The following is a 16727-nucleotide window of genomic DNA, read 5'->3' as shown; positions in this document are numbered from 1 at the left end:
TCCGGACGTCACGGAAGCACTCTCGGCGGCGATCGGCGGCCCGCCCGCGGCGCCCTTGGGCCACACGGCGGAACAGCAACGCCCGGACGGAGCAGCACGCGGGTCAGCCGAGCCGCTCCACGAGGTGGTCGCCCACCCGGAGGGCGTTGGCCATCGCGGTGAGGGACGGGTTGACCGCGCCGATGCTCGGGAAGAAGCTCGTGTCCACCACGTACAGGTTGTCCAGGTCGTGTGCCTTGCAGTTCACGTCCAGGGCGGAGGTTGCCGGGTCGTCGCCGAACCGGACCGTGCCGGCCTGGTGTGCCGTGGCTCCGATGGGCATGCCCTTGTGCAGGTAGATGCTGTGCGACAGGAGCTGGTGCTCGTGCATGCCCAGGTGGCCGAGCATGCCCTGGAGCTTGTGCCGCAGCCGCTTGAGCCCGCCGGTGTTGTTGTTCTCGTCGAGTGCGAGGTGGATGGTGCCCTCGCTGTCGACGGTGACACGGTTGTCGGGCAGGGGAAGGTCTTCGCCGCAGAGCCAGAAGTCGACCGCGTGGTGGGCGAGGACGGCGAAGGGCATGTCGGGGGTCACCGCGCCCGCCCAGCGCGGCGCTTCACCGTGGATCTGCTCGGCGTCGGACTTGCCGAGCATCTGGATGCCGCCCAGGGGGTAGTCCCAGTCGTCGGCTCCGAGGTACCAGTCGTGCAGGGCCAGGGTCTTCTGGAACCTGGTGTCGTTGGGTTCCTTCGAGACGGCCATCAACGCGAGGTTGTTGTGGCGCATGTAATGGCGTCCGACCACATCGGAGCTGTTCGCCAGGCCGCGGGGGTGGCGGTCGTTGGCCGAGGTCAGGAGGAGGGCCGCAGAATTGACCGCTCCGCAGGCCACGACCACGATGTCGGCGCTGTAGGCGGTCAGGGTCCCGTCCTCGCTGCGGGTCAGGATCTTGCTGACGCTGCGTCCGGTGGGGTCGGTCTCCAGCCTGACCACATGGGCGTCGGTGATCATTTCGACGTTCGGGTACTGCAGGGCCGGTTCCACGCAGATCACCTGGGCATCCGATTTGCCGCGCACCAGGCAGGGGAAGCCGTCCACGCGGTCGCAGCGGATGCAGACGCTGGAGCTGGTCGCCCTCCCGTGCTCGTCCTGGATCAGGTCGACGCCGATGGGCAGGTGGAAGGGGTGCAGGCCCCGCTTGGCCAAGTCGTCGCTGAGCTGTTGGATCCGGGGCTCGTGTGCGACCGGCGGGTGGGCGTACTGCGCGCTGTACGCCCCCTCCCACGGGTCTTCACCGTGGTGGCCGTGCACCTTGTAGAGGTGTTCGGCCTGGGTGTAGTAGGGCTCCAGGTCCTCGTAACGGATGGGCCAGGCCGGGGAGAGGCCGTCGTGGTGGCGGAGTTCGCCGAAGTCCTCGGGCCGCAGCCGGAACAGGGCCGCGCCGTAGAACTTGGTGTTCCCGCCGACGTAGTAGTTGACCTCGGGAGGGAATGCGTTGCCGTGCCGGTCCAGCCAGAACTCCGGGGCCCGGTACTTGCCCTTCACGAACACGGCGGTGGAGTCCCAGTTGTCCCGCTCGCGGGGGAGGTAGCCGCCGCGTTCGAGGATGAGGACCCGCTTGCCGGACGGGGCGAGCCGGTGGGCGAGTGTGCCGCCGCCCGCTCCGGAACCGATGATGACGACGTCGTAGTGCGGAAAGTCGCCCACGGCGACCACCGTCCTTGCGCTCGTGGGCCGCGCCCTTGCGGCCGGGCTCTCGCTCTTGCTGCGCGCCCCCGGGTCGCGGCAGCCGTCCCGCCTCTTCGAACGTATCCCTCCTTCCTCAGGGCGGCGACCGGGGCGGCCCCGGTTGACGGCCGTCACAGGACGGCGATGGGGTTCACCGGTGAGCCGGTGGCGGACGGGAGCCGGAGCGGTGCCACCGTGCACAGGAAGGACCACCGACCTGCGCGGGCGCAGGCCCGGGTCAGCTCCTCGAACTGCAGATAGTCCATGAGGGGCAGCCCCATGGCGTGCATCGTCAGCACGTGGACGGGGAAGCCGATGCCGGCCACTGCGCTGGGGGCGGTGTCGTTGTTGCCGTCCCCGCCCAGCAGGGCCACCTGCCGCTCGGCCAGGAACCGTACGGCTGTGGGGTGCAGGCCGGCGCGGGCCCGAGCCGCGTCCCACGGCCCGAGCCGCTCGCGCCGTGGGCGGTGCCCCACCCGTACGAGGAGCATGTCCCCCGGCCTGACCCGGACTCCTTGGGCCGTCTCTGCGGCAACGAGGTCGGCGGCGCTGACGTGGGTGCCGGGCTCCAGCCACGGCAGGCCCTTCAGGCGTGGCACATCCAGGAGTACACCGCGGCCGACGATGCCGTCGTGGACGGCTTCGACGGACAGGGCGCGGGCGCCGTCGGGTGTCACGCTGCTCGCCGGTACGCCGTTGTAGAGCTCGCCGTCGAAGAGTACGTGGCACAGGGCGTCGAGGTGGCTGTCGGCGTCGCCGTGGATGTTCATGGCGTAGCGGTCCCGCGCGAAATGCAGGCCCTCGGCGGTGTTCTCGCCGGCTGCGGGGCCGGTCATCCGGTGGTGGGCCGGGTCGGGGTTGTCCGGGCCGGGCACCGTCTCGATGGGTGCGGCGAGCGAGACGGTGACTCCGGAGCGGACCTCGGCGGCGGCGGCGACCACGCGTTCGGGTGTCAGGTGGCCGAGTGTGCCTCGCCGGTCGTCGGGGGATCGCGGGCTGAGTTCGCGCAGTTCCTCGTACAGCGCGCGGAAGGCGGCGGCGGTCATGGGCCCTGGCGCCGCAGGCGTGCTGTCCGCGCTCACCAGGTGCCCCAGGGCGCCAGGCCCCACCGCAGGACGTGCCGTGCGCCCGGTTCCAGGACGGTGAGCGCGGTGCCGCTGCGGAAGGCGTCGGCCGGGCAGGACATCGGCTCGACGGCGACCCCGCGGCGGCGTCGGCCGGGCTCCCCCAGGGTGTCCCCGGTGTAGATCTGCACGTACCGGACGCCTTCGGCGAGGCGCACGTCGAGGCCGTGCCGTCCCGACGGGTGAGCCAACCGGACCACGCTGCAGCCGGCGTCGTCCCGGTCGAGGTCGGTGTACGCGGTGTCCAGGCGCCGGCCGCCGATGGGTCTGGCGGTGCGGAAGTCGTGGGCCGTTCCCGCGACCGGCTCCTGCCCGGCCGGCAGGCCGCGTTCGTCGGTACGCAGGCAGGAGCGGGCCGGCACGGTCAGCACAGCGGTGTCCACCCGGTCGGTTCCGACGGTCAGGTAGGGATGCTGGCCCACGCCGTAAGGGGCTGCCGTGTCCCCCGTGTTGGTGGCGGTGACGGTGGTTTCGAGGCCGTCCTCGCCGAGCCGGTAGACGGCGGTGACATCCAGCCGGTGGGGGTATCCGGGCTGCGGGAAGAGGGTGGTGCCCACCGTGAGGGCGTCCTCCCTGCGGGCGAGCAGCCGCCACGGCACCCAGCGCAGCAGTCCGTGGATGGCGTTGTTGTTCTCCGGCTCGGTCAGCGGGAGTTGCCGTTCCTCGCCGTGGAAGCGGTAGCGGCCGTCTGCCACCCGGTTCGGCCAGGGAACCAGGAGCTGGCCCCGTCCGCCGGTGATCGGCTCGTCGGGGGCGAATCCGTCGAGCAGCGGCCGTCCGTCCAGCTCGTAGAGGCGCAGTGCGCCGCCGAGTTCGACGACGACCGCTGTCTGGGCGCCGTGGCGCAGCAGCCACTGCTCGCCGGAGGGGATGTACTGCTTACCGGTGGGTGCGGGTGCTTCTGCGGCGAGGCGGGCGATGACGGCCGAGACCACGGCCCCCGGGGGCCGGCCGGCGTCCACCACCCAGGCGTGCTCGTCAGGTCCGGGTTCCTGGAGGTCGGCGAACTGGCTGTCGAGCAGCAGCGCGGGAAAGAAGTGATCGTGTCGCGCGAGCAGCCGGGAGCGGATGAGTTCCGGTGAGCCGTGCAGGTACACGAGCCGTACGCCGGGGCGTGAGGCGGCCAGTCGGTCGCGGTAGGAGCGTTTGAGTGCGGAGCATGCGACGACGGCGGGGTCCGGTGCTGCGATCCGCCGGTCGATCCATGCGGCGACCTCGGCCAGCCAGGGGTTCCTGTCCTCGTCGGTCAGGGGATGGCCTGCTGCCATCCTGGCGCGGTTCGCCGCGGTGTGGAAGTCGTCGGCGTCCTGGTACGCCCAGCCGAGCCGGTCGGCGAGCAGCGCGGCCACGGTGGACTTCCCCGATCCCGCCACGCCCGTCACGATCAGCACGGTCACGGGCTCCGTCGGGCGGAGGGCTGCCGGATCCTCCCGGCCCGGCGGGGTTGCGTCCGGCTCCCCCCGCATGGCTCCCCCGGTGTGGTGGCCCACGGTACGGCCTCCTTCGCGCCGCTGGTCCGGCCCGCCCGATCAGCGTCCGGTCCTTCCACTGTTGGCGCGCGCGGCGCACCGTGCACTTCGGCGCCGCGCGAGGGGTGCCGCAGCGGCCTCATGCCGTCCCGGACGAGCCGGGGGCCGCAGGGGGCCCGGCCGCCGGTTCCAGCGGCCTGCCCATGGGCGGGACGGGCTTCCCGGGCGGCAGGAGCTGCGTCGTCACGAAGGCGACGACGGCCGCCAGGATCACCACGGGGACCATGGAAACGCTGCCGAGGACCAGCACGACCAGCACGATGCTGCTGACCGGCAGGCGCAGGGCGCTGGTCGTCGAAGCCGCCATCCCCGCAGCCATGCCCGGTACGACGCCCAGGCCGGGCAGGGGCGCGAGCAGCACACCCACCGCAGCGCCGAGGAAGAGGGCCGGGAACACAGGGCCGCCGCGCAGACTGCCCAGACACAGGGTGTAGGCGACGCTCAGGCAGAGCACGACGGCGATCAGCGCTCCGACTCCCCAGGCGTGGGGATCCGCAGCCAGGCGGCTCAGTGTCTGCTGGCCGGAGGACGCCACGTCCGCGGGCGACCGGCCGGTGACGAGCGCGTACACACAGGCGCAGACACCGGCGGCCACGGCGCACAGAGCCGTGTGGACGACCGGCCGCTGGGCCACGAAGCGGGCGGCCACCCGGCCGCCGCGCAAGATCGCGTGCATGAGGAGGCCGAGGGCCACCGCGATGAGGACCGACCAGAGGACGTCGCCGGCGTCGAGCCGCGGCGAGCTCACGCCGATCCTCACCGAAAGGCTGTTGGCAGTGAACCCGGTCCAGCGGCCGAAGCCGGTGAACACCAGGGCACCGACCCCGCTCGACAGGAGCGCCGGAAGCATGACCGCGAACAGCTGCGGGCCGCCCACACCAGCCACTTCGATGAGCATCACCGCCGCGATCAGCGGATTCCCGAAGATGACCGCGACGGCGGCGGCCGCACCCGCCGCGCCCAGGAGCGCCGTGCTCTGGGCTGTGGCCGGTGCTCGGGCCAGATTCCTGAAGAGCAGGGCCAGGCCTGTGCCGAGGGCAATCAGCGGGGCCTCCGGGCCGAGGGTGGCGCCGAGGGGCAGGCTGAGTACGGCGGCGAGGATCACGCCCGGCAGGGCCCTGGGCGAGACCCCGCCCATGTGCAGACCCCCGGCGGGGACGTGACCGCCGCCGCCGGGCACGCGGGGGACGAGGAACCCCACGGCCGTACCGGCCACCAGGAGCAGCGGCAGTGGCCACCACCATGGCGGGAGATCCCAGCCCAGTGCCTGGGGCAGGGTGTCCCACATCACGTGTTCGAACTCGTGGAGTGCGACCAGGAACCAGAAGGCCACGAGGGACACCGGCACACCGATGAGGGCGCAGAACACGAGCGCTTTGAGATAGCCGGGGCTGCGGAGCAGTTCACCCAGCCGGTCTGCCTCCTCGGGCTGCGTCCCCCCGCCGGGGCCCGAAGGATGCGGATCCGAAGCCGTCATGGGCTGATTTCCGTCCGTCTCGGTACTGCACGTCCGCTGCGGGCAGGAATTCCCCCGGGTCGCGGCCGGGCCCGGCTGCGCTCCGGGAACTGCCCACTACGGCGCAGGTCGGCCGGCCACACTCCTGCTCAGCTCATTGCAGCATCCGAACCGGGGCTCCGCATGCCACGGCCCCGGGTGCCGGTACGTGTCACAGCTGGGGGACGTACGGGGCGACGCCGACGATGAGGATGGACCGTTCGCCCGGCCCTGGCTCGGAGCCCGCGCGGACAGGGCCGACGTAATGGCTGACCCTGTGGTCGTGGACGGCGTAGCCGTCCAGTGGCTCGGTGAGGGTGAAGTCGGCGTGGATGTCCGCCCACAGGTCCTCGGGCTGGAGGCCCGCGCTGGCCGGAGTGGCGATGACGTTCCGCCCGCCGGTGACGTTGGTACGGCTGATCAGGTGGGCGAAGGTGAACGTGTGGGCCGAGCCCCCGTCCTGGTGCAGGCAGTCGGGGGAAGAAACGGCGTCCTGGCCGGGACGGTCGACGCCGAGCCTGATCAGGTGGACACCGGCCCACAGCGGCCGTCGCCCCAGGTCCTTCAGGGACAGGACCTGCTCGATGTCCCAGCGCAGGAGTCGCAGCAGCAGAGCGTTGCCGCGCAGCGCCTCGGGGATGTCGGGGAGCGCGCGCCGCGGGCGCGGGTACGCGTCCTCGCCCTGGGAGAAGTCGGTGACCGTACCGTGCAGGGGGTCAGGGGTTCCGGGAATCCAGGACAGTTCGTCCTTCCACGGCAGGTACACGGCATGGGAGTACCGGCGGAACCGGTTCGTCCCCGGGGCGTACGGGTCGGGCGGAAGGTCCGCGGAGACCTCCCGGATCCTGGCCAGGTCCTGCGCGGCGGAGTCGGCCGGGGTGATGCCGAGTTGCTCGGCACCGTAGCGGGCGAACCCGCGCTCGCGCAGAGCGTCCACGACCCGACCCGGATCTCCGGCATCGGAGTGCGACCGCCCCAGGGGCTCAGCCTTTTCCACGTGTCCCTCCAACAGGTCACCACCAGGAGCATGGTGCCCGCGGCCCGTGCCGACCTTACGCACGCCTCCCCCTGCAGGCCAGTTCGCCGAGCCCTCGGGTACCGCTGCGGGCGTGCCCGTGCCGCCCCCTCCCGTACCGGGCTACGACGGGAGGGTGAGCGTGCGGTCGGGGCGGTCGGTGTCGCGGGCCTCCAGGGTCGGGTAGAGGCGCCACCGTCCGTCGCGGAGCACCGCGACCGGGCAGGACCAGTCCTCGTGCGGTTCGGGGTCCATGATGTGGGTCGTGGCGGTGGTGACGTCGCGGATCACCACCGAGAGGATCGCGATCGCCCCCATGCCGACGTGCCCCTGGAGGGGATGGTCGTCCGGGGCGGCCGTCTCCGTGACGTAGAAGCGGTCGCCGACCCAGTAGCCGATTTCTTCGAGGGGGTTCGGCGTCTCCACCCGGATCCCGTCCACCCACAGCATCACCTGGGACCAGCTGCCGTGGACGGTCACCGCCAGGTGGCGGTCGTCGGCGGTGAAGGCGGCCCGGATCCCGTACCGGCTGGAACAGTCCCAGAAGCCGTTGCAGGCACCGGCCACCGGGCCTTCGCGCCGCGTCCGCCCGTCAGTTGCGGGCTGCGGGGCGGGGTCCTGTGAGCAGGTCTGCGGCTCCCGGCAGGAGCGGTCGATCCGGCGGGTGCAGCCGAAGCCCAGCGCGGCGAAGTCGCGGGGCGACAGCCGCGAGAGCAGTTCGCCCAAGCGTTCGCGGTATCCGTCCTCGCCGAGCTGCACGCTCTGCTCGGCCGCGTCCGCCCACCACTGCCGGACCGCGAGCGCCTCGGGCGAACGGCTCAGCCAGTCCTGCCACGGGTCGACTTCCTGCGCCTGCGCCTGCGGGCGTGACCGTACGGCGTCGGGCTCCGTCTCGGCAGTTGCCCGGTCCCTCCTCCTGTGCCACGGCCACATCGTGCACCACCCCCAGCGGTCGATCGTAGGCTTCGGACGCCGCTGGACGCCCCCGGTTTTGCAAGCGGCGTTCCGGCTTCATGGACCGTCGGCGGCCTTCCGCAGCCGGTACCGCTTCCCGGCATCCGGAGGGCCGACGTGCTGGTAGATCCAGGGCTCCCGGTCGGTGCCGCTGACGCTCCATGCCGACCAGTGACACCCCGGGACCCGGATGCGGACTTGCTGGGTCCGGGCATCCCGCCCGGATGCGTACGACCAGGTGCCGGAGCCAGAACACCGCCGTGACGGGCTGCTGGGGTGGTCCTCCGGGGCATGCTCGCCGACTCCGAGGGCCGTGACCCGGCCGTCCGGCAGGAAGACCAGACTCCCGCTCGTGCGGTCGACCCAGGTGCCGGTCATGGTCGCCGGACCGATCTCCGGCGGCTCGTACGCGGGCAGGAGGCCGACGGTGAGCCCGAGTGCGCCGAACAGGCCCGTCCCCGCCACCACGGCCGTGCCCCACAGCGCCACTCGCCGGCCCAGTCCCGTGTACCGGGGCCTGGCCACCAGCCCTCCGACCGAGAGCGCGGCCGTTGCCACCGCCCAGACGACGAGCACGGACCGTGTCTCCACGCTGTCGTTGTACGCCGCGTAGGCCGCGATCGGTGGTGCCACCAGGGCCGCAACCACCAACGGCACCCACCACCACGCCTCGCGGCCACCGATCCGGCGGCCGAGCAGGTCGGCCAATGCCACCGCCGGCAGCACGAAGACCAGGGACAGCAGGAGGGCGATCACGCTGACGAGCATGCCGAAGTTCAACAGGCCTGCTGCCAGGGCGGCATGGTCGACCGGGGTGTCAGGCGGCGGCTGTGTCCGGACGTACAGGAAGATCACCACGATGGTGAGCGCGACCTCCAGGCAGCCCACCAGCGCCGAGACCAGCAGAATCCGACCGTACGACCGTTTCTGATGCACGGCCGCCCCCCTCGTGGCACGGCAGAACGAACGCGTCCGCCCGGTCGGCGGCGTGGGTCCAGTCTGCCAGCCCGGCTGAACGCGTTCAATTCATTCTTCGCCCGGTCGGCGTCGACCGACGCCGCGATGTTCTCGGCCCGGGCCGAAGCCGGGCACGGGGCCCGTCGCCGCCCGCAACTCCCGTCCGGCTCCCGGGGCATTCGTGACCTGGCTGGTCAGAGATCGTTCACGGATCATGCACAACACCAAGCGCGCACTCGCTGCCCTCGCTCTCGTCGGCGCGGCCCTGGCCGTCACGGGACCGGCACACGCCGGAATCACGGACGGCACCGGCAACAACCTCGACGTCCTCGACCACATCTCGGCCCTGAACTCGAACCTCAACAGCGACCCGACCACCAGCGAGGTCAGGAACGCCAACACCCGTGCAGACGGGAAGAAGAACAACAGCTCCTTCGACTAGGCACACACCAGCCACTCATGGACGCCGGCGCCGCCTGCGCCGGCGTCCGGGCCTGCGGCGCAGCCGCAGGCTCCCCGGCTGTCCTGATCGCTATGCGGGGGTGGCGTCGGTGGGCAACTGGCCGGTCTCCGTGCCGGACGAGGGCTCGATGAGCTGCTCGCGCAGATAGTTCCAGACCACCGCAATCAGCGCGGCCACCGGTACGGCCAGCAGGCTGCCGACCACTCCGGCCAGGCTGCCGCCCAGCGTCACCGCCAGCAGGATCACCGCCGCATGGAGGCCGAGGCCGCGGCTTTGGATCATCGGCTGGAACACGTTCCCCTCCAACTGCTGCACCACGATGATGATCGCCAGCACGATCAGCGCATCCGTCAGACCGTTGGAGACCAGCGCGATGAGCACCGCGACAAAGCCCGCGAACAGCGCACCCACGATCGGCACGAACGCGGAGACGAAGGTCAGCACCGCCAGCGGCAGCACCAGGGGAACACCGACGATCCACAGGCCCAGGCCGATGAAGACGGCGTCCAGGAGACCGACGAAGGCCTGGGAGCGCACGAAGGAACCGAGCGTGTCCCAGGCGCGCCCGGCGACCACCGGGACGTCGGTGGCGAACCGGCCCGGGAGCTGCCGAGTGAGCCACGGCAGGAACCGCGGACCGTCCTTGAGGAAGAAGAACATCAGGAAGAGCGCCAGGACGGCGGTGACCAGGCCGCTGAAGACGGTGCTCACGCCGGTGACGACGGTGGATACGGCACTGCCGACGCTCTTCTGGGCCCGGGCGACTGCGGCGTCGAACGCCTCGGTGATCTGAGCGTCGCCGATGTTCAGCGGCGGACCGGCAGCCCACCCGCGCAGTTGCTGGATGCCTTTGACCACGCCGTCGCCCAGTTCGCCGGACTGTGACGCCACCGGGACGGCGATCAGTGCCACGATGCCCGAGGCGACGGCGAGGAACAGCACGGTCACCGATGCCGCGGCCAGGGCGGGGGGCCACCCGCACCGGCGTAGAAAGGCGGCCAGGGGCCACGTCAGGGTGGTGAGGAACAGAGCCACTATCAGCGGCCAGAGAATCGGCCACATCCGGCCCAGGAGCCACAACGCCACGGCGGCCATCACAAGGACCAGCAGCAACTCAGCGGAAACCCGCGCGGCCGCCCGCAGCGCGGAGGCGGTCCTTCTGGAACTCAGCGTGTCAGACATGGGAGCAGCCTATGGGGCGCCCCGCTCACGCCCGGCCTCACCCATGAGGCCGGACCGACGCTGGTCAGCCGCGCGTCGGCACTCCGGCGCGGGCGAACACCGCGCTCGCCTACGCGCCTTCGGCCCGGCGCCGACTCAGCCGGATCGGGGCGCCTGCTTCGTGGAGGCTGGCGAGGGTCTGCCGGTACGAGCCGATCAGGCTGGTCTCCAGGTAGCTGACGCCCAGCTCCCGGCAGTGGCTGCGAACGATGGTCCGGGCCAGGCGCAGGTGCGGGCTCGGCATGCTCGGGAAGAGGTGGTGCTCGATCTGGTAGTTCAGGCCGCCGAGCACGACGTCGGTGATGCGGCCGCCCCGCACGTCCCGGGAGGTCAGCACCTGGCGGCGCAGGAAGTCCGGGCGGTCGGTGCCCCTCAGGACCGGCATGCCTTTGTGGTTGGGGGCGAAGATCGAGCCGAGGTAGACGCCGAAGAGGCATTGGTGGACGACGAGGAACGCGATCGCCCTGCCAGGCGACAGCACGAGGAGCAGGGCACCGAGGTAGGCCGAGAAATGCGTGAGGAGGAGGATGCCTTCCCACGCCCGGTTCTTGAGGGAACGGTCGGCCAGCGACCGCACTCCTGACACGTGCAGGTTGAAGCCTTCGAGCGTGAGCAGGGGGAAGAACAGGAGCGCTTGGCGCCGGCCCAGGAGCCGCGGCAGTCCCGTGGCGACCCGGGCCTGGTCCTGGGTCCAGACGAGGATGTCCGGATCGAGGTCGGGGTCGAGGTCCTCGTGGTTGGGGTTGGCGTGGTGCCGGCTGTGCTTGTCCTGCCACCAGCCGTATCCCATGCCGATGCCGAGATTCCCGGCGATGCGCCCGGCCAGTTCGCTGGACCTGCGGAGGCGGAAAACCTGACGGTGCGCGATGTCGTGCGCGAGGAGGGCCACCTGCCCGAACACGACGGCGAGGAATCCGGCGGCCAGGAGCGTCCACCAGGTGTCGCCGATCAGCACGAAGGCCGTCCAGCCGACGACGTAGAGGGCCGTGACGGCAGCGATGCGGAAGGTGTAGTAGCCGGGGCGCCTCCGCATGAGGCCTGCGGCCTGGACCTTCTTCGAGAGCCGGGCGAAGTCGCTGCCCGGCTCCGCCGGTCCGGGCGGGGGACGTACGGTCTGCAAGGAGTTCATGATCAGAAGTCACTTTCCGTACGTGGGGGTGCCGGCTCGGCACCGTGGAGCCGCGTCGGCGCCCGATGTGTCCCTGTGGCGCCTACCCCGGATTGCGCCCTGTACGTACGGGCCGGTGCGACTACGGCGTGGTTGCGGGCGGTGATGAGGACGGGGGTGGGTTCGGCACTCCGAGGGCGAGCAGCGCCGTGTCGTCGTCCAGGCCCGCGCCGAAGCCTTCCAGGAGACCGGTGAGAGCGGTGATCAGCTCAGGCGCCCCGGCACGGGTGAGACCTGCGACGAAGGTGCGCAGGGCGTCTTCGCCGTAGAGCTCGCGGTTCGCGCCGACGCGTGCCTCGGTGAGGCCGTCGGTGTAGAGGAGGAGGCAGTCGCCGGGGCCGAGCGTGGTCTCGGCCGAGGTGAAGTGGGGATCGGGCAGGATCCCGACGAGGAAGCCGCCGGGCGTGGGGAGATAGTCGGCCCGGCCGTCGGCACGTACGACGAGTGCCGCGGGATGGCCGCCGGACGCCAGGTGCACGGCGACCGTTCCGGCGGTGGTGTCGGGTTCCAGGACACCGAAGATCGCGGTGCAGTAGCGCGGGTCCACGCCGGTGAACCGCTCGTGCAGCACGGTGTTCAAGGTGGTGAGCGCCGCCACGGGGTCGCAGTCGTGGAGGGCGGCGGCGCGCAGGGTGTAGCGGGTCAGGGAGGTGACGGCGGCGGCTTGGGGCCCTTTGCCGCAGACGTCACCGAGGAAGAACGCCCACCGCTTGCCGTCCAGGGGGAACAGGTCGTAGAAGTCTCCGCCGAGCCGGTCGACGGAGGCGGTGTGGTAGGAGGAGGCCGCCTCCATTCCGGGTACCGCGGGCAGGGCGGCGGGCAGCAGGCTCTGCTGGAGCACCGCGAGTGCTTCGCGCAGCCGCTCGCGGTCGCCGTCGGCCTGCCGGCGGGCTTCCTCGGCCACCTGGCGCTCGCGGAGCAGTTCGCCTTCGTAGGCGCGCCGCTGGCGGGCGTCGAAGACGGTGGTGCGGATCAGCATCGGCTCGCCGTCGCCGCTCGTCTTCACCCTGGAGGTGACGAGGACCGGGAGGCGCTCCCCGTCCGCGGCCTTGAGTTCCAGCGCTATCTCGCTGATCTTTCCCTGCATACGCAGGAGCGGCGCGAAGTGCGTCTCGTGGTAGAGCTTGCCGCCGATCGTGAGGAGTTCGGTGAAGCGTTTGCGGCCCACGACTTCCTCGCGCGTGAGGCCGAGCCAGCCCAGGAGCGTTCCGTTGATCCTGGCGACCGTGCCGTCCATCAGGGTGGACAAGTAGCCGCAGGGCGCCGACTCGTAGAGTTCCTCGGCGGTGTCCTCCAGCATGGCGGAGAACACCGCGTCGGTGGCCGGCCCTTCGTCTTCGGGCCGCTCGGAGTTCCGGGCACTGCGGCCCGTCACCGCAGCCCCCGCAGGAACGCGCGGATGGCTGACGTGGTGGCCTCGGGAGCACTCAGCTGGGGGCAGTGGCCCGTTGCGTCCAAGGTGACCAGGCGACTCCCGGGAACGGCCGCGTGGACGTAGCTGCCGACCCCGCGCGGCGCGATCACGTCCTGGGAGCATTCCAGTACCAGCGTCGGCACGCTCACGGACTCCAGGTCGTCGCGGCTGTCGGAGAGGAACGTGGTGCGGGCGAAGACGCGGGCGATGGCGGGATCGGTGGCGCAGAAGCTGTTGGCCAGCTCCTCCCCCAGTTCCGGACGCTCAGGATTGGCCATGATCACCGGCGCCATGGCGGCCGACCACCCGAGGTAGTTCGATTCGAGCGCCTCCAGCAGTTCGTCGATGTCCTCGGCGCTGAAGCCGCCGCGGTAGGCGCCGTCGTCGATGTAGCAGGGGGAAGGACCGACCATGACCAGGGAGGCGAACCGTTCAGGGGCCATGGCCGCCGCGTGGACCCCGATCATCGCGCTGACGGAATGCCCGACGAAAGCCACGTCCCTCAGGTCCATGGCTTCGCACACCTCGACCACGTCGCGGGCATATCCGTCCAGCGACGCGTATCGATCGGCGCTCCAGGCAGTCGCGTCGGAGCCGCCCGATCCGACGTAGTCGAACAGCACGACCTGGAATTCCTCGGCCAGCGCCGGGGCCACCAGGGCCCACATGTTCTGGTCACAGCCGAACCCGTGCGCCAGCATCAGCACGGGGCTGCCGGCTGCTCCGCTGACCTTCACGTTGTTCCTGCGGAGGATATCCATCCGTCATCCTGTCATTGACTTGAAGCGCCAGCCGGGCCTTCCTCGACACCGAACGCGCCAGGAAACTTCCGCATCGGAAAAGTGCGGCAGGGAATCAGAACAACGGACCACATGGGATTCGAAAGAGAACCTGACCCACATGAGGTGAATATTCGGACCACATTCCGTCCGAATTCACTGCCACCCCAACAGGGCTGCTGGAGACCCTCGAAGTTCCGGGAACCACGACTGCAACGGAGATCAACAATAGCACGCCGTAGCGATTCATACGCAGAACAATTTGCCCTGACCGCCGCACCAAAAACCCTCTCCGCATGGGCCGCCAAATCCTTGCATCGCGGTGACAGATATTCGACAGCCCGCGAGCAATGCCCGGCGCCGGCGGGAGGAAGTGAGGCCCATGCACATTCCCGGTCCGCGGCTGTGTACAGTCGGCTCGCCCCGACGGTTGCCGGACGTGCGGGGGCACCTTCCCCGACCGGTCAGGTGGAGTCATGACGATGGAGACCAGTGGGTCGAGCCTGCTCGGCGGGACGGCCGGCGTAGCCCCGATGCTGCCGGTGGCCGAGCGCAAGGAGAGGATGCGACGGCGCCTCGAGCGGCTGATCGGCATCGCCGCCACCGAAGGGAACGCGCTGCTCCCCCTGCGCAACGGGGACGAGATCTTCGCGGCGATGCTGGACAGCATCCGCAGCGCCGAACACACCGTCGACATGATGACGTTCGTGTACTGGCGCGGCGAGATAGCCCGCCAGTTCGCGCAGGCACTGGCAGACCGGGCCCGCGCGGGCCTCCGGGTACGGCTGTTGCTGGACGGCTTCGGCAGCCGCCTCATCGAGCAGGACCTGCTGGACCTCATGAAGGACGCCGGGGCCGAGGTGGCGTGGTTCCGCAAACCCCTCTACCTCTCCCCGCTGAAGCAGAACCACCGCTGCCACCGCAAGGTGCTCGTCGTCGACGAACAGACGGCGTTCACCGGCGGAGTCGGCATCGCCGAGGAGTGGTGCGGCAACGCCCGCAACGAGAGCGAGTGGCGCGACACCCACGTCCGGCTGCGCGGCCCCGCCGTGGACGGCGTTGCCGCCGCCTTCGCACAGAATTGGGCCGAGTGCCACGACACCCTCTTCGACGACCGGGACCGCTTCACCAGCCACACTCCGCAGGGCCAGGCAGTGGTGCAGGTGGTCCGGGGATCGGCCAGCATCGGCTGGCAGGACATGCAGACTCTGATCCGGGTTGCCATCGAATCCGCCCAGCAGCGGTTCCGTTTGTCCACCGCCTACTTCGCCCCGGACGCCCATTTCATCGAGCTGCTGTGCGCAGCAGCTCGCCGGGACGTCGAAGTCGAGATCCTCCTGCCCGGCCCCTACACCGACAAGCGGGTCTGCCAACTGGCCGGCCAGAACTACTACGCGGACCTCCAGGCCTGCGGAGTGAAGATATTCGAGTACCAGCCGACGATGATGCACGCCAAGGTCATCACCGTCGACGGGATCGCGGCACTCATCGGCTCCACCAATTTCAACCGCCGCTCCCTGGACCACGACGAAGAGATCATGCTCGCGGTCCTGGACGAGGAGTTCACCGCGACCCTGGACCGTCACTTCGACGAGGACGTCCAGCTCAGCGAGCTGATGGAGCCGGCTCGGTGGAAACGGCGCTCCGCGGCGCAACGGCTGCGCGAGCTCGCCGTCGCCCCCATCCGCCGGTTCCTGTGACCGGCGCCCGGTGCGGCGGCGGACCTGACGGCGGCTGCCGGGCACGACCGCCAGGCCCCGCGGTGCGCTTTCGGTCGCGGTGATTCCACCACCCGGGGGAGAAACCGTGTCCCGGGGATGGGGCGCGCGTTGCACAGGACACGGCAATGTCCCCCGGCGAGGCGTGCACCTCCGCCCGGGGACAGGGCCCGCGTTCTGCCCCCCGGGCAGAACCCACGGCGCCGCCGGCGTCGCCGCCGCCGACGCCGGAGCCCACGGCGTGGCCGCGGGCTCCCCGGGTGTCCTCTCGGGCAACCTGATCCAGGTTCCGGTCCACATCCCGGTCAACGTCTGCGGCAACACCGTCAACGTCATCGGCCTGCTCAACCCGGCCTTCGGCAACACCTGCGTCAACGCCTGACCCTGACGCACCCGGCGCAGCCTCACGGCCTTCCCGCCACGCGATACGCGTGAGCGGGGCGACCGGACTCCTCCCCGGACGTCCCGCCCACACCCGAGCGCCCGCCCCGATACCGGAGGCGGGCGCTTCGCGTACCCGCGGGCGCTACGCGTACCCGCATCCGGTCAGGCCCGTACGGCGCCGGTTGGAGACCGTTCCCGTGAGCCGGGTTGCCGTCTCCGACCGGGTGGTGGGCAGTCTCCGTGGAGGCCCAGGTCGGCCCCGGGGCCCGTGGTGCTACCTTGGCCGAAATTCACGCGGGAGGGGTGGGGAAGCCGGTGAACAGTGCCCTGAGGCGTGCGGCTGTCGTGGCGCTGGCCGAGCTCGGGCGGAGCACCGATTCCGGGGACCGGGCGGACGCCGGTCGCGGGCTGGCCTGCTTCGCCGAGATGGAGGAGGCTGTCGGGCCGCTGCTGGAGCTGGTGCTCGACCGCGGAGACACCTTCATCACACGGGTGACCGCAGAAGCCTTGCTGCGACGGCAGGACAGGGCCGGACTGATGGTGGTCGCGTCCGCGCTGGCAGTCGCCGACGCGAACCATGGGGATTGGATCCACACCGCGGTCCTTGATGCATTCGCCATCTACGCCGGCGACCGCGACGATGCGATGCGGCTCTGCGAGGAGCTGGCGCGGGATCCTGACACGGGCCTCGCCCGGGGGGCTCGCGAACTGCGGGAAAGCCTGGCCCGTATCGATTGCGTCCTTCACCCCGCATAGCGCGGGGGCACCCGGCCGCAAGGGCCCGTATGCCCGGCTTTCGCC

General features: G+C 70.9%; 15 protein-coding genes. 4 read left to right on the top strand and 11 right to left on the bottom strand.

Features of this window, described 5'->3' with window-relative positions; translation table 11 throughout:
* Positions 1-103: 103 nt before the first annotated feature.
* The 7 genes from IO30_RS0113460 to IO30_RS0113430 all read right to left on the bottom strand — a co-directional run bounded on the left by IO30_RS0113460 (position 104) and on the right by IO30_RS0113430 (position 8758).
* Positions 104-1684 carry a GMC oxidoreductase gene (locus tag IO30_RS0113460; RefSeq protein WP_031142640.1) on the bottom strand — a complete coding sequence of 527 codons (1581 nt, stop codon included), beginning with the start codon at positions 1682-1684 and terminating at the stop codon, positions 104-106.
* A gap of 152 nt (positions 1685-1836) precedes the next feature.
* Positions 1837-2751: a cyclase family protein gene (locus tag IO30_RS0113455; RefSeq protein WP_031142639.1), complete on the bottom strand. Its 915-nt coding sequence runs from the start codon at positions 2749-2751 to the stop codon at positions 1837-1839.
* 32 nt (positions 2752-2783) lie between these two features.
* The gene (locus IO30_RS46365) at positions 2784-4319 is read right to left on the bottom strand and encodes a gluconokinase, GntK/IdnK-type (protein WP_157853229.1); all 1536 of its coding nucleotides are present in this window, start codon (positions 4317-4319) and stop codon (positions 2784-2786) included.
* A gap of 118 nt (positions 4320-4437) precedes the next feature.
* Positions 4438-5835 (bottom strand): chloride channel protein, encoded by a 1398-nt coding sequence (locus IO30_RS0113445; RefSeq protein ID WP_051859223.1) that lies wholly within the window; start codon positions 5833-5835, stop codon positions 4438-4440.
* Positions 5836-6025: 190 nt separating this feature from the next.
* Entirely contained in the window at positions 6026-6790 is a 765-nt protein-coding gene (locus IO30_RS0113440; protein WP_031142634.1) for a 2OG-Fe dioxygenase family protein, read from the bottom strand.
* A 201-nt stretch (positions 6791-6991) separates the two neighbouring features.
* The gene (locus IO30_RS0113435; protein ID WP_051902214.1) at positions 6992-7801 is read right to left on the bottom strand and encodes a hypothetical protein; all 810 of its coding nucleotides are present in this window, start codon (positions 7799-7801) and stop codon (positions 6992-6994) included.
* A 78-nt stretch (positions 7802-7879) separates the two neighbouring features.
* Positions 7880-8758, bottom strand: coding sequence for a hypothetical protein (locus IO30_RS0113430; RefSeq protein WP_031142631.1), 879 nt, complete (start codon positions 8756-8758; stop codon positions 7880-7882).
* Between the two features lie 235 nt (positions 8759-8993).
* Between IO30_RS0113430 and IO30_RS0113425 the strand changes: the two genes are divergently transcribed.
* Entirely contained in the window at positions 8994-9221 is a 228-nt protein-coding gene (locus IO30_RS0113425) for a hypothetical protein (RefSeq protein WP_031142629.1), read from the top strand.
* Between the two features lie 90 nt (positions 9222-9311).
* Here the strand turns inward: IO30_RS0113425 and IO30_RS0113420 are convergent, their stop codons facing one another.
* The 4 genes from IO30_RS0113420 to IO30_RS0113405 form a co-directional block, all read right to left on the bottom strand.
* Positions 9312-10424 carry an AI-2E family transporter gene (locus IO30_RS0113420; RefSeq protein ID WP_051859221.1) on the bottom strand — a complete coding sequence of 371 codons (1113 nt, stop codon included), beginning with the start codon at positions 10422-10424 and terminating at the stop codon, positions 9312-9314.
* A 109-nt stretch (positions 10425-10533) separates the two neighbouring features.
* Complete coding sequence (locus IO30_RS0113415; protein WP_031142626.1) at positions 10534-11592, bottom strand: fatty acid desaturase family protein; 1059 nt, start codon at positions 11590-11592, stop codon at positions 10534-10536.
* Positions 11593-11713: 121 nt separating this feature from the next.
* A complete protein-coding gene (locus tag IO30_RS0113410) occupies positions 11714-13006 on the bottom strand; it encodes a PP2C family protein-serine/threonine phosphatase (protein ID WP_031142624.1) in 1293 nt (430 codons plus the stop codon).
* The gene (locus IO30_RS0113405; protein WP_031142622.1) at positions 13003-13806 is read right to left on the bottom strand and encodes an alpha/beta fold hydrolase; all 804 of its coding nucleotides are present in this window, start codon (positions 13804-13806) and stop codon (positions 13003-13005) included. Before IO30_RS0113405 ends, IO30_RS0113410 begins: the two co-directional genes overlap by 4 nt.
* Positions 13807-14357: 551 nt before the next feature.
* Between IO30_RS0113405 and IO30_RS0113400 the strand changes: the two genes are divergently transcribed.
* The 3 genes from IO30_RS0113400 to IO30_RS0113390 all read left to right on the top strand — a co-directional run bounded on the left by IO30_RS0113400 (position 14358) and on the right by IO30_RS0113390 (position 16682).
* Entirely contained in the window at positions 14358-15524 is a 1167-nt protein-coding gene (locus IO30_RS0113400; protein WP_234321689.1) for a phospholipase D-like domain-containing protein, read from the top strand.
* A gap of 163 nt (positions 15525-15687) precedes the next feature.
* Positions 15688-15924, top strand: a complete 237-nt coding sequence (locus IO30_RS0113395) for a chaplin (RefSeq protein ID WP_051902212.1) — start codon at positions 15688-15690, stop codon at positions 15922-15924.
* A 347-nt stretch (positions 15925-16271) separates the two neighbouring features.
* A complete protein-coding gene (locus IO30_RS0113390) occupies positions 16272-16682 on the top strand; it encodes a hypothetical protein (RefSeq protein WP_078904667.1) in 411 nt (136 codons plus the stop codon).
* Positions 16683-16727 lie beyond the last annotated feature (45 nt).

The sequence above is a fragment of the Streptomyces xanthophaeus genome (genome assembly GCF_000725805.1).
GTDB classification, from domain to species: Bacteria; Actinomycetota; Actinomycetes; order Streptomycetales; family Streptomycetaceae; genus Streptomyces; species Streptomyces xanthophaeus.
Note: the sequence above shows the minus strand (reverse complement) of the source record. Positions and strands in the feature narration are given on the sequence as shown.

What these genes read in the sequence shown, in the direction of transcription:
- IO30_RS0113455 (WP_031142639.1), bottom strand. Translation starts at nt 2,751, where the DNA reads ATGACCGCCGCCGCCTTCCGCGCGCTGTACGAGGAACTGCGCGAACTC.
- IO30_RS0113445 (WP_051859223.1), bottom strand. Translation starts at nt 5,835, where the DNA reads ATGACGGCTTCGGATCCGCATCCTTCGGGCCCCGGCGGGGGGACGCAG.
- IO30_RS0113435 (WP_051902214.1), bottom strand. Translation starts at nt 7,801, where the DNA reads ATGTGGCCGTGGCACAGGAGGAGGGACCGGGCAACTGCCGAGACGGAG.
- IO30_RS0113425 (WP_031142629.1), top strand. Translation starts at nt 8,994, where the DNA reads ATGCACAACACCAAGCGCGCACTCGCTGCCCTCGCTCTCGTCGGCGCG.
- IO30_RS0113420 (WP_051859221.1), bottom strand. Translation starts at nt 10,424, where the DNA reads ATGTCTGACACGCTGAGTTCCAGAAGGACCGCCTCCGCGCTGCGGGCG.
- IO30_RS0113415 (WP_031142626.1), bottom strand. Translation starts at nt 11,592, where the DNA reads ATGAACTCCTTGCAGACCGTACGTCCCCCGCCCGGACCGGCGGAGCCG.
- IO30_RS0113405 (WP_031142622.1), bottom strand. Translation starts at nt 13,806, where the DNA reads ATGGATATCCTCCGCAGGAACAACGTGAAGGTCAGCGGAGCAGCCGGC.
- IO30_RS0113400 (WP_234321689.1), top strand. Translation starts at nt 14,358, where the DNA reads ATGCTGCCGGTGGCCGAGCGCAAGGAGAGGATGCGACGGCGCCTCGAG.